Origin of the sequence: Kribbella polygonati, assembly GCF_050320105.1 — a bacterium.
Classification (GTDB): domain Bacteria; phylum Actinomycetota; class Actinomycetes; order Propionibacteriales; family Kribbellaceae; genus Kribbella.
Genome location: NZ_CP190129.1, coordinates 5,826,706 through 5,838,233, shown reverse-complemented (window position 1 = coordinate 5,838,233; position 11,528 = coordinate 5,826,706). Strand labels below are relative to the sequence as shown.

The window sequence follows — 11,528 nt, the reverse complement described above, 5'->3', positions numbered from 1 at the left end:
CATCCGCCGGCGGCCGCGGGCGGACGGGAGCTGAGCGAGACGAGGTCGGCACGCCAACCATTGGTGAGTGCGGGAGGTCCGACGCTAGGCTTCTGGACTATGAGTTCGGTGGATCGGGGTCGGGTCAGGGAGTTGATGGGCGCGGTGCTGTCGGCGCAGGGCCGCACGTTGCCGGCCGACGACACGGCGGATCTCCGGGAGATCGGGTTCCGGTCGCTGGACTTCTCCGAGCTGGCCCTCCGGGTGGAGGACGAGCTCGGCGACGAGCTGAACTTCGATGCCCCCGGGCTGCGCCGGATCGCGACGGTCGGCGACGTACTGGACTTCATCGAGCAACTCCAGTCCGCGTGAACACCAAGCGCCGCACCACCGCGCTGATCGGTGACGACAACACGGTCGTCGTCGCCGGCAAGCGGCTGACCTGGCGGACGCTGCACAAGCTCCCACAGCTGCCGTCCCCGGCGGCCGTCCTGGTCGGCAACGGCGGCGACGCGCTCGCGGCGCTGCGGCACCACGCGGTGCACGGCACCGAGCTGCTGGTCGCCACCGAGTCCCGCGTCGACGACCTGATGCGGGAGGAGCTCGGCGAGTCCGGGTTCGCGGTGGTTCTGCCCGATGGGGAAGTCACCCCGGCGAAACTGAAGCGCGTCGAGGAGTCCGGCCGCGCCTGGCTGCTCACCTCCGGCTCCACCGGCCGCCCGAAGCGGATCGGCCACACGCTCGAGACCCTCACCACGGTCACCGCCGACCAGCCGCCGCGGACGTGGCTGCTGCCGTACTCGCCCGGCACCTACGCCTGGTGGCAGGTGGTCACGCTCTCCCTCACCCAGGCCGACCAGGGCCTGGTCGTCATCGAGCCACACGAGCTGGAGGACTGGCCGGCGATCGCGGCGGAGCACGGCGTCACGGCCGCCTCCGGTACGCCGACCTTCTGGCGGCAGGCGATCTACCGCGACGCCGACGCGCTGGCCGCCGTACCGCTGGAGCAGATCACGCTCGGCGGCGAGCCCGTCGACCAGGCGATCCTCGACCAGCTCCGGGAACTGTTCCCGAAGGCGCGGATCTCCTGGATCTACGCGTCCTCCGAGGTCGGCGCGTCGATCGTGGTGCACGACGGCAAGGCCGGCTTCCCGAAGGCCTGGCTGGACCGCGACCCGGACCCGGAGCGGCCGGTGCTGAACGTCGAGGGCGACGAGCTGGTGATCCGCTCGCCGCACCACGGCGCCGGGCTGGTCGGCGCGGTGCACACCGGCGACCGGGTCGAGTACGACGGCGACCGGGTACTGATCACCGGCCGGCTGGACACCGACGAGATCAACGTCGGCGGCTCCAAGGTGTCGGCCGGCGTGGTCCGGAACGTGCTGATGGGCCATCCGGGTGTCTCCTGGGCGCGGGTGTTCGCGCGGAAGGCGCCGCTGGTCGGCCGGATGGTGGCCGCCGAGGTGGTCACGAACGGTTCGCTCGGCCCGATCACCGACGCCGACCTGGTCCAGTGGTGCTCGAGCCGGCTGCCGGACTACGGCGTACCGCGGCGGATCAGGTTCCTCGACGAGATCCCGCAGAAGGAAACCCTGAAGAGTGATGTCTGACACTGTGGTGCCGCCCGCGTCGGTCGTGCTGGTCTCCGGCGGGTCCCGCGGCCTCGGCCTGGCGATCGTCACCGACCTGCTGACCGCCGGCCTGAAGGTCGCCGCTTTCGCCCGGACCGTCACGCCTGAGTTGGCGGCGCTCGGCGAGAAGTACCCGGAGCACCTGCACCACGGCTCGGTCGACGTCAACGACAGCGCCGCCACGCAGGCCTTCGTCAAGGCCGTCGAGGGCACGCTGGGCCCGATCGATGCCCTGGTCAACAATGCCGCGATCGGCCAGGACTCCCTGCACGTCCACACGTCCGCGGAGCACCTGGCCGAGATCATCCAGACCAATCTCACGTCACCGCTCGTGCTGACCCGCTTCGTCCTCCGCCGGATGCTCGCGAAGGGGCTGAAGGGCCGGATCGTCAACATCACCTCGATCTGCGCTCAGCGCGGCTACCCAGGCCTGGTCGCGTACTCCGCCACCAAGGGCGGCATGGACGCGGCCACCCGCTCACTCGCCCGCGAACTCGGCGGCCGGATCCTCGCGAACGCCGTCGCCCCCGGCTTCTTCGCGTCGGAGATGTCGGCCGTGCTGGGCCAGACCCAGCTCGACCAGATCACCCGCCGAACCCCCACCGGCCGCCTGACAGAGCCGGAGGACGTCCTCCCCCTGGTCCGCCTGCTCCTACTGGAAACCACCAACCTCAACGGCCAGGTCCTGGTAGTAGACGGCGCCGCCTCCATCTAGCCAAACGCCGGCGCCAAACGCCGGGTCCGTGCACAGGTACTGGGGGCTCGGCACCCGCAATAACCTGTTCACGGCCTCCGCCGCGCGGGCCCGGCCCCGACTGCCAGTCAGTCCGTCGCCACCTCAACCGGCTCCGCCGCCGCCACCGGTTGCGCCGCCGGCTCTGCCGTCACCGGTTGCGGCTGCGGCCGGAACCAGTTCCACGGGCGGACGGTGAGGACGATCATCGTCAGGCAGAGCGCCGCGTAGACCAGCGAGCCGATGAAGGCGGCATGTACGCCGTCCACCAGCACCTCGCGCGGGATCCGGGACGTCGAGTTGCGGCTCGCCGTACCGAAGATCGTCACCAGGATGCCGAGGCCGAGCGCGCCGCCGACCTGCTGGACGACGTTCAGCATGCCCGACGCCGCGCCCGAGTCCTCCGGGGCGACGCCCGAGATCGCACGGCCGACCAGCGGGATGAAGATCATGCCCGCGCCCGCGCCGAACAGCAGCAGCGGGCCGACCACGTCGTGCAGGTACCGGCTGTTCGCGTCCAGCTGGGTCAGCCAGACCGTGCCGAGCGTGACCAGCGTCGACCCGGCCAGCAGCAGCTTGCCGCCGTCGATCCGCTGGACGAGCTTCGGTACGACGCGCGACGCGGTGAACAGCAGACCGGTCATCGGCAGGAAGGCCAGCCCGGCCGCCAGCGGGTTGAGCGCCAGCACACCCTGCAGGTACTGCGTGAGGAAGAAGAACATCCCGAACATCGTCCCGACCACGAGCAGCATGGTCAGGTACGACGCCGACCGTACCGGCGACCGGAACAGCCGGAGCGGGACGATCGGGTGGCTCACCCGCTGCTCGACCAGGACGAACGTGACCAGCAGGACGACGCCCGCCGCGAACGCCACCAGTACCTCCGGCGACGACCAGCCCTTCTCGGCGACCCGGATGAACCCGAACACCAGCGAGGTGATGCCGAGCGTCGAGGTGAGCGCGCCGGCCAGGTCGAACCGGCCGGTCTCCCGCTCGGTCTCGGTCAGGACCCGGCGTGCCGCGAAGACCAGCGCGATCCCGATCGGGACGTTGACGAACAGGCCCCAGCGCCACGACGCCCAGTCCGTGAGCATGCCGCCGAGCACCAGCCCGAGGCTGCCGCCGCCGGACGAGACGAGGCTGTAGTAGCCCAGCGCCTTCATCCGTTCGGGACCTTCGCGGTACGTGAGCATCAGCAGGGTCAGCGCCGCCGGGGCCGCGATCGCGCCGCCGATGCCCTGCAGGACGCGGGCGGCGAGCAGCAGCTCGGCACTCGGCGCGAGACCGCCGAGCAGCGAGGCGAGCGTGAAGATGCTGACGCCGGTGACGAAAACCCGGCGCCGGCCGAGTAGGTCGCCGGCCCGGGCGCCGAGCAGCAGCAGGCCGCCGAACGCGAGCGCGTAGGCGTTCTGTACCCAGGACAGGCTGGACGGCGTGAAGTGCAGCGCCTGCTGGATGTGGGGCATCGCGATGTTCACCACGGTGCCGTCGAGGATCACCATCAGCTGGGTGACCAGGATGACTGCGAGTACTACCCCGGGACGCCGCGTGGGCGTGCCGGGATCGGCGCCCGCCGGCGCCGCGGTTGTTGCCGACATATTGCTCCTTACCCCGGAGGGGCTACAGTTGTGAGAGAAAGCGGAGACTTCCTCCGGATACAATACGGAGGCATCCTCCGCTTTGCAAGCGATATTGTGAGCTGACCTCGGGAGGAGGCTGGATGGCGCCGGACCCACTGCCCTGTACGCGGCCGACCCGCGCGGACGCGGCCCGGAACTACGACCGCCTGGTGACGGCCGCCCGGGAGACGTTCGCCGAGCACGGCACCGACACCTCGCTGGAGGAGATCGCCCGCCGGGCCGGCGTCGGCATCGGCACCCTCTACCGCCGCTTCCCGAACCGGACCGCGCTGCTGGAGGCGGTCTACGTCGACGAGATCCAGTCGGTGGTCGACCGCGCGTACGACTTCGACAAGGAGCTCGGGCCGTTCGAGGCGCTGGAGGCCTGGCTGCGCAGTTTCGTCGGGTACGGGTTGTCCAAGAAGAGCCTGTCGCACGAGCTGTCGCTCGCCATCGGCCGCGAGTCGCCGTTCTTCCAGGCCTGCAAGATCAGCGTGCAGGACGCCGGGAATCTGCTGCTGGACAAGGCGAAAGCGGCCGGTGAGGTCCGCCCCGAGCTCGAGCTGGCTGATGTGATGCGGCTGGTCGGCGGCATCACGCACTCACCGGAGACGCCGCCGGAGCAGGCGCATCGCCTGCTCGACATCGTGCTCTGCGGGCTCAGGCCCGCAGCTCAGCCAGTGAAGGGTTAGCCGCGTCCCGCTCGGTGTAGCTGAGCGGCAGGTCCGGCCAGTCGATCGCGAGCTCCGGGTCGAACAGGTCGACCGCGACCCGCTCCGGCGACCAGTGCTCGTTCACCAGGAAGTTGTACGTCGTGTGCGGCGCCAGCGTGCAGAACGAGTTCCCCACTCCGCGCGGCACGTAGAGCGCGTCCGCCGTACCCAGCTCGAACGTCTCCACCCGGCCGAACGCCGGACCGGGACGCAGCTCGGCGATCGCGGCGAACACCCTGCCGGACGTCGGCGACAGGTACTTGTCCCACGGCTCGGCGTGGATCCCGCGGACGATCCCGGCGTCCTCGAAGTACGCGACGTTGTGCTGGACGACGTCCATCCCGAGCGCGGCGAGCTTCTCGCGGTGGAAGTTCTCCTTGAACCAGCCGTCCGGGTTCGGCTTCAGCTCCAGCTCGATCCGCAGTACGCCGTCGATCGACGTCTCGTGCGCCCTCATCGGCGCACCTGCCGGCGGGCGTCGAGCTTGGCCTGGTCCGCGGCGGTCAGCCCGGCCTCCCAGCCGGCGCCGTTGGTGATCCGGGTCCGCCGGGTCGTCGTGTTCGGGAACAGCCTGGTGAACAACGCCTCCACCCGCTCCTCGCGCTGACTCAGCGCCGGTAGCAACCGTTGCGCGTCGGTCTCCGGTACGGCGGCCTCCGCGGCGGACGCGGTCGCCTGCAACCGCTCGCCGATCCGCATCGCGTACGCCATCAGGAAGGACTGCCGGAACGACCGCGTCCGCCCGGCTTGCTTGCCCGCGGCAAGCATCGCGCGATTCGCCTGCACCAGCAGGGAGGTGCTGAGGATCTCGGTGTGCTGCAGATCCAGCTCGGCGCCGACGACCGTGACCACGGCCAGCGAGTCGATCACGACCGTACGGCACCGGTTCGCGGCCGCGACCGCGCCGACCAGCTGCGCCTTCGCCGACACGTACGGCGTGTCCACCCACAACCGGCGCGCCGCCGAGTCGTCCGGCAGCTCCTGCTCCGCCTCCACCAGCGCACTGTCCAGCGAGAACTTCGCCATCAACTCCTGCGCCTTGCCCGACAGGGCTTCCGCCTCGTCCGGGAACTCGGTCGCCTCGGCCTTCGCGAGCAGCGCCCGGATCCGGGCGAGCATCTTCCCGTTCGCCGGTACGGCGGTGCCGCGGCCGGCACGGGCCGGGGACCCGGGCAGCGGGAACAGCCGGGCCATGATCGGCAGCGTCTGCAGGAATCCGGCGAGGGACAACGCATGATGGATCACGAGGTACCGGCCGAGGCGGGCGTCGGCCGCCCAGGACGTGAGGTCCAGCGGCGCGAACGGCCGGGCGACGCCGAGGTCGGTCAGCTGGTCGAGCCAGCGCGGGTCGATCGTGTCGGCGCCGTACGCCTGATGCTCCGCGGAGATCGCGGCGAGCAGCAGCGGCTCGATCCCGGTGTCCAGCTCGCGACGCCCGTACTGGACGACGTCGGCCGGCGCCCAGCCGCGCTCCCAGGCCGCGCGGACGAGGCTGGCGAGAAAGGCGTGCAGGCAACGGTCCACCAGGGCCCGGTCGCGCTCGTCGTACGCCCCGAGCCGCGCCAGCTGCGCATCGGCCCGGTCGTCACGCCGGGCGACGCTCGCCGCCGCGATCGGTAGCAGTCGCAGCACTTCCTCGTCACTCACGCCGCAGAGTCTGGCACCGGGAGTGTTTCCCGCTCAACCGGGATCACGATCCCTTGTGGACAACCGCCCGGCTGCTGATCCTGACAGCAGGAACAAAGGGGGAGGGGAAATGTCTCAGCTTGCGGAAATGGGGGTCGACGCGCTGCGCTCGACTCTGGAAGGGCCTGTGCTGCTGCCGGACGAGGAGGGGTACGACGAGGCACGGCGGTTGTGGAACGCCGCGGTCGACAAGCACCCGGCCGTGATCGCCCGGTGCCGCAGTGCGGCCGATGTCAGCCACGCGGTGCTGTTCGCGCAGAACCGTGGACTGGAGGTCGCGGTCCGCGGCGGCGCACACAATCCGGGCGGCGCGAGCGGCGTCGACGACGGGTTGGTGATCGATCTCAGCCTGATGAACGCGGTGACGGTCGACCCGGTCGCGAAGCTGGCCCGCGCCGGTGGCGGTGCGCTGCTCGCGCAGCTCGACGCGGCGACCCAGGAGTACGGTCTCGCGACACCGGCCGGCATGGTCAGCCACACCGGCGTCGGCGGGCTCACCCTGGGCGGCGGCATGGGATGGCTGACCCGGAAGTACGGACTCAGCATCGACAACCTGGCGGGGGTCGAGATCGTGACCGCGGACGGGGAGATCCGCCGGGCGTCCGACGACGAGAACGCGGACCTGTTCTGGGCGGTCCGCGGCGGGGGCGGGAACTTCGGGGTGATCACCGAGTTCGAGTTCCGGCTGCACCAGGCCGGGCCGATGATCCAGTTCGGGCTGGCGTTCTGGGACCTCGACCGGGGCGCCGACGTGCTCCGGATGGCCCGGACCGTGATCCCGAAGCTGCCGGACGACGTGAACGTCGTGGTCGGCGCGATCAGCGCGCCGCCGGCACCGTTCGTACCGGAGGCGCTGCACTTCCGGCCCGGGTACGCGTTGATCGTGATCGGCTTCGGCTCCGCCGACGAGCACGCCGGGGTGCTCGAGGAGATTCGGTCAGCGGTGCCTCCGTTGTTCGACTTCGAGAGCCCGATGCCGTACGTCGCCCTGCAACAGATGCTGGACGAGGCGAACGGGTGGGGTTTCCACGCCTACGACAAGGGCTGCTACCTGGACGACTTCACCGACGAGGCCATCGCGGTGATCACCGAGCAGGTGCCGCTGAAACAGTCACCGGGCTCGGTGATGCTGTGCTACCGGCTCGACGGCGCCTACTCGAAGGTGCCCGAGGACGCCACCGCGTTCAGCGGCAGCCGGGCGCCCGGCTACGGAGTCTTCATCGTCGCGGTGTGCCCGACGCCCGAGATGCTGGCGCACGACCGGGCCTGGGTCCGGTCGTTCTGGGACGCGATGGTGCCGGTCGGCCGGGGCATCGGGAGCTACGTGAACGCGATCAGCGATCTGGACGTCGAGGACCGGGTCCGGGCGTCGTACGGCGCGAAGTACGACCGGCTCGCGGACATCAAGTGGAGGTACGACCCGGACAACGTGTTCCACCTGAACTCGAACATCAGGCCAGCGCCAGTTGGTAGTTGACGTACTTCTGGTGGGTGCTGAAGCCGAGCTTCTCGTACAGGCCGAGGGCGCCTGTCGGGTTCTCGGCGTCGACGCCGAGGGCGCCCCGTCCGTACCCGGACCGGGCGGCCTCGGCCAGCACCTTCGCCAGCGCCGCGCGGGCCAGGCCACGGCCGCGGTACGGGCGCCGGGTGCCGACCTGGCCGATGTACAGCTCCCGGATCCCGGTCGCCGCGGTGTCGGCCGGGTACTCGTAGCAGTTCACGTACGCCGCGATCCTGCCGTCCGCGATCACCAGGTACGACTGCGCGGCGCGGAACGCCCGCGACCCGATCGTGCGCGACCGCCAGGCCTCCGGGGTCGGACGTGACCAGCCCCAGTGCTCCGAGAACACCTCGAAGTGCGTCTCCCGCAGGTCGTCCTCACGCGCGGCGTCGAACGGGATCAGCTCGAACCCGCCCGCGAGCTGTACCTCGGGGACCGGCTGGTCGAGCGGGCGCCGCATGTCGAAGTAGTACCGCACCGGCTCGAAGCCGAGGCCGGTCAGCAGCTCGGTCGCGCCGGCGTTGGTGGCGACCGCGCCGGCCCCGACGTACCCGGGAACCTCCGGGAACGTCGCCTCGTGCAGCTCCCGCGCCCGGTCGATGATCCACCGCGTCAGCTCGGTCCCGAGGCCGCGCCCGCGCCAGTCGGGGTGTACGACGCCGTCGGTCCGCACCCGGTCGAGGTCGGTCGCCGAGTGCGAGGCGAGCGCCAGACCGTAGCCGACCACCTGGTCGCCGTCCCAGAACGAGATCGTGTCCCGCGCCAGCTCGAGCCCCGGCCGGCCGAGCTCCTCCGCGACGTCGTCGGCGTCGAGGTTCTCCCCGTCGTCGTCGGCCACGACCTTGGCGGCCAGCAGGACCGCCACCGCCGCGGCGTCGTCGAGCGTCAGCGGCCGGGCCTCGAGCCCCTCAGGCAGGTTCATGCGTCGAAGGTACGGCGTCAGCAGGCCGGGGGCACATCAATTAGGCGAGCTGCTCCGCCAGCCAGCGGACCGCCATCGGGTACCGGTACTCGATCCCGCCGTGCGTGCCCTCGAACAGCTCGAAGTGCATCCGCCCGTCCGGTACGCCGCCCTGCTGAGCGGCCCGGTGGAACGCCGTCGCGCCGAGGTCCAGGTAGTACTCGTCCTGCTTGCCCGCGTCGATCCACACGGCCCGCAGCGAGCGGAGTGCGCCGGCGTACCGCTCCTGCTTCGCCATCTCGACCGGGTCGAACGACATCCACCGCGACCAGACCTCCGGCACGATCGCGCCGACGTCGTCGAACGGCAGCAGCACGGTGCCGTCCGGCTCGGCGGAGTACGCCGACGCGTACCCGTACATCTCCAGCAGGTGCAGGTCCTCCATCGTGGTCCGCCCGGCCCGGGTCTCGAGCACCTCGAAGTACTTCTCGAAGCTCCCGTCGTACTTGTCCCGCAACGTCCGCGCCCGCTCCGGGAACTCCGGCCGGTAGCAGACGTCGAACAGCGCATCGCCCGCGTGCGTCGCGAGCGCACCGAACACGTCGGGCCGCATCAGCGGCGTCACCATCGCGGTGTACCCGCCGCTCGACTTGCCGGTGATCGCCCGGTGGTCGCGGTCCGGGATCGTCCGGTACGTCGCGTCGACCCACGGCACGATCTCGTCGCACAGGTACGACTGGTACTGCCCGGTCCCGGGCGAGTCGAGGCACTGGCTGCCGCCGTACCTCGTCCAGGAGTCGACGAACACCACGACCGCCTTCGGCGCGCCGTCCGCGGCGAACATCGCGTCCAGCAGCTCCGGGTACGGCTGCCGGAACGGCGACCGGTTGAACCACATGCCGACGTGGCCGGTGTAGCCCATCGTTACGTAGATCGACGGGTACCGCGCGTCCTCGTCGTCGTAGCCGGGCGGCAGGTAGACCAGCACCGGCCGCTCGTGCGGATCGCCGAGCGGGTTCCCGCGCAGCAGTTCGCTGGTGTACGTCGTCTGGTCCAGGCGTCCTCGGTACTCCGCGGACCACGGCAGCATGCGGTTCCTCCTACATCGCGTCGGGGGCCTCGATCCCCAGCAGGCCGAGTCCATCCTGCAACACCTTGCGGGTTGCCGCGCAGAGGGCGATCCGGCTTGCCCTGGTCTCGCCCGCACTGCTCAGTACCGAGCACTGCTCGTAGAAGACCGAGAGCGCGGACGCCACGGCATACAGATAGGTGCAGAGTCTGTGCGGCTGGAGCGTCTCGGCGACCTGCTCGACGGTGGCGGCGAAGCCGGTGAGCAGGAGAGCCAGCCGTTGCTCCGCCGGCTCTGTCAGCTGGGTGACCTCAGTCGCTTGTGGGGCCTTGGACAGGAGCCTCGTGAGCCGGGCGTGCGCGTACTGCAAGTACGGACCGGTGTTGCCGGTCATCGCGACCATCCGGTCCAGGTCGAACACGTAGTCGTTGCCCCGGTCGCTGGAGAGATCGGCGTACTTGACCGCCCCGATGCCGACCGCCCGTGCGGTTGACTCCCGGTCTGACGCTCGTTGCACTGCACTGTTCAGCAGGTCGACCAGCTTGACCGTGCCGCCCTCCCTTGTTTTGAAGGGCTTTCCGTTCGGTCCGAGTACGGTGCCGAAGGAGACATGTTCCGCCGGTACGTCCAACCAGCCGGCTGTTCTCGCGAGCGTGAAGATCATGTCGAAGTGCAGCGCCTGCCGATGGTCGACGACGTACACGATCCGGTCGGCGTGCAGTGTGTTGACCCGATGCCGTACGGCGGCCAGGTCCGTTGCGCTGTAGCCGAAGCCGCCGTCGGATTTCCGAACGATCACCGGAAGCGGACTGCCGTCGCGGCCCTGGAACCCAGGAAGGAAGGCGCACAATGCGCCGTCCGACTCGGTCAGCAGACCCTGCTTGTCCAACTCTTCGACTACCTGCGGCAGGTCGTCGTTGTATGCACTCTCGCCAACCACGTCCGTCCGCTGCAAGCCGGTCCCCAGCAGCTCATAGACCTTGTCGAACTCGTTCAGCGAGACCTCGACCATGTGCCGCCACATCGCCCGCGTCTCCGGGTCGCCCGACTGCAGCGCGACCACCCGCAACCGGGCCTTGTCCGCGAAGTTGCCGTCGGCATCGAAGTGTTTCCGGCTCCGCTCGTACAGCTGCTGCAGTCCCTCCAGATCAAGGGATTCCGCCGCGATGCCCTCCTCGAGCAGCTGCTCGATCATCATCCCGTACTGCGTGCCCCAGTCGCCGACGTGGTTCTGCCGGATCACGTCGTACCCGGCGAACGTCAGGACGTTGCAGAGCGCGTCCCCGATCACCGTGGACCGCAGGTGGCCGACGTGCATCTGCTTGGCGACGTTCGGCTGCGAGTAGTCGACGACGACCTTCTGGTTCTTGCTTTCGAACGTCTCCGGGTTGTTGACGGCGGCGGCCAGCGTCTGCGGCAGCAGCGTCAGGTTGATGAAACCCGGTCCGGCGATCTCCGGTGGCTCGCAGAGGTCGTCGAGTTGCAGTTCGGAGACGAGGCGTGCGGCAATCTCCCGCGGTGGTTGCTTGAGTTCGTTGCCGATCCGCAGTGCGAGATTGGTCTGGTAGTGGCCGAACTCCGGCTTGGTGCTCGACCGCAGCTCGGGATCGTAGGTACCGAAGGCGGCTGCGGCAGCTTGGATTCTTTGCGACAGGACAGAATGCAGTGCGGACATGACAGAGTCCTTCAAGGGAGA

At 69.9% G+C, this 11,528-nt stretch carries 11 protein-coding genes; 5 read left to right on the top strand and 6 right to left on the bottom strand.

Going from position 1 to position 11,528, the window contains the following annotated elements; all coding sequences use genetic code 11:
- The first annotated feature begins 99 nt into the window (after positions 1 to 99).
- Genes ACQHIV_RS27540 through ACQHIV_RS27530 form a run of 3 tightly spaced genes read left to right on the top strand, consistent with a single transcriptional unit; the run spans position 100 to position 2,325 of the window.
- Positions 100 to 351 (top strand): phosphopantetheine-binding protein, encoded by a 252-nt coding sequence (locus ACQHIV_RS27540; protein WP_427886476.1) that lies wholly within the window; start codon positions 100 to 102, stop codon positions 349 to 351.
- Positions 348 to 1,589, top strand: a complete 1,242-nt coding sequence (locus ACQHIV_RS27535) for an AMP-binding protein (protein ID WP_427886474.1) — start codon at positions 348 to 350, stop codon at positions 1,587 to 1,589. Before ACQHIV_RS27540 ends, ACQHIV_RS27535 begins: the two co-directional genes overlap by 4 nt.
- Positions 1,582 to 2,325 carry an SDR family NAD(P)-dependent oxidoreductase gene (locus tag ACQHIV_RS27530; protein ID WP_427886472.1) on the top strand — a complete coding sequence of 248 codons (744 nt, stop codon included), beginning with the start codon at positions 1,582 to 1,584 and terminating at the stop codon, positions 2,323 to 2,325. The genes ACQHIV_RS27535 and ACQHIV_RS27530 overlap by 8 nt, the downstream gene beginning before the upstream one ends.
- A gap of 107 nt (positions 2,326 to 2,432) precedes the next feature.
- On the opposite strand, the gene ACQHIV_RS27525 is transcribed toward ACQHIV_RS27530, so the two are convergent.
- Positions 2,433 to 3,941, bottom strand: coding sequence for an MFS transporter (locus tag ACQHIV_RS27525; RefSeq protein ID WP_427886470.1), 1,509 nt, complete (start codon positions 3,939 to 3,941; stop codon positions 2,433 to 2,435).
- Positions 3,942 to 4,063: 122 nt separating this feature from the next.
- On the opposite strand from ACQHIV_RS27525, the gene ACQHIV_RS27520 reads away from it, so the two are divergent.
- Positions 4,064 to 4,654, top strand: coding sequence for a TetR/AcrR family transcriptional regulator (locus ACQHIV_RS27520; RefSeq protein WP_427886468.1), 591 nt, complete (start codon positions 4,064 to 4,066; stop codon positions 4,652 to 4,654).
- Here ACQHIV_RS27520 and ACQHIV_RS27515 read toward each other — a convergent pair.
- Together ACQHIV_RS27515 and ACQHIV_RS27510 are read right to left on the bottom strand one after the other, a co-directional pair.
- Positions 4,623 to 5,132 carry a dTDP-4-dehydrorhamnose 3,5-epimerase family protein gene (locus ACQHIV_RS27515; protein WP_427886466.1) on the bottom strand — a complete coding sequence of 170 codons (510 nt, stop codon included), beginning with the start codon at positions 5,130 to 5,132 and terminating at the stop codon, positions 4,623 to 4,625. The two genes, ACQHIV_RS27520 and ACQHIV_RS27515, sit on opposite strands and share 32 nt — an antisense overlap.
- Positions 5,129 to 6,322 (bottom strand): DUF2786 domain-containing protein, encoded by a 1,194-nt coding sequence (locus ACQHIV_RS27510; RefSeq protein ID WP_427886464.1) that lies wholly within the window; start codon positions 6,320 to 6,322, stop codon positions 5,129 to 5,131. The genes ACQHIV_RS27515 and ACQHIV_RS27510 overlap by 4 nt, the downstream gene beginning before the upstream one ends.
- Before the next feature lie 109 nt (positions 6,323 to 6,431).
- On the opposite strand from ACQHIV_RS27510, the gene ACQHIV_RS27505 reads away from it, so the two are divergent.
- Positions 6,432 to 7,838 carry an FAD-binding oxidoreductase gene (locus ACQHIV_RS27505; protein ID WP_427886462.1) on the top strand — a complete coding sequence of 469 codons (1,407 nt, stop codon included), beginning with the start codon at positions 6,432 to 6,434 and terminating at the stop codon, positions 7,836 to 7,838.
- On the opposite strand, the gene ACQHIV_RS27500 is transcribed toward ACQHIV_RS27505, so the two are convergent.
- Genes ACQHIV_RS27500 through argS form a run of 3 tightly spaced genes read right to left on the bottom strand, consistent with a single transcriptional unit; the run spans position 7,813 to position 11,507 of the window.
- A complete protein-coding gene (locus ACQHIV_RS27500) occupies positions 7,813 to 8,784 on the bottom strand; it encodes a GNAT family N-acetyltransferase (protein WP_427886460.1) in 972 nt (323 codons plus the stop codon). The genes ACQHIV_RS27505 and ACQHIV_RS27500 overlap by 26 nt on opposite strands.
- 40 nt (positions 8,785 to 8,824) lie before the next feature.
- Positions 8,825 to 9,853 carry an alpha/beta hydrolase gene (locus tag ACQHIV_RS27495; protein WP_427886458.1) on the bottom strand — a complete coding sequence of 343 codons (1,029 nt, stop codon included), beginning with the start codon at positions 9,851 to 9,853 and terminating at the stop codon, positions 8,825 to 8,827.
- 10 nt (positions 9,854 to 9,863) lie between these two features.
- The gene (gene argS / locus ACQHIV_RS27490) at positions 9,864 to 11,507 is read right to left on the bottom strand and encodes an arginine--tRNA ligase (protein ID WP_427886456.1); all 1,644 of its coding nucleotides are present in this window, start codon (positions 11,505 to 11,507) and stop codon (positions 9,864 to 9,866) included.
- Positions 11,508 to 11,528 lie beyond the last annotated feature (21 nt).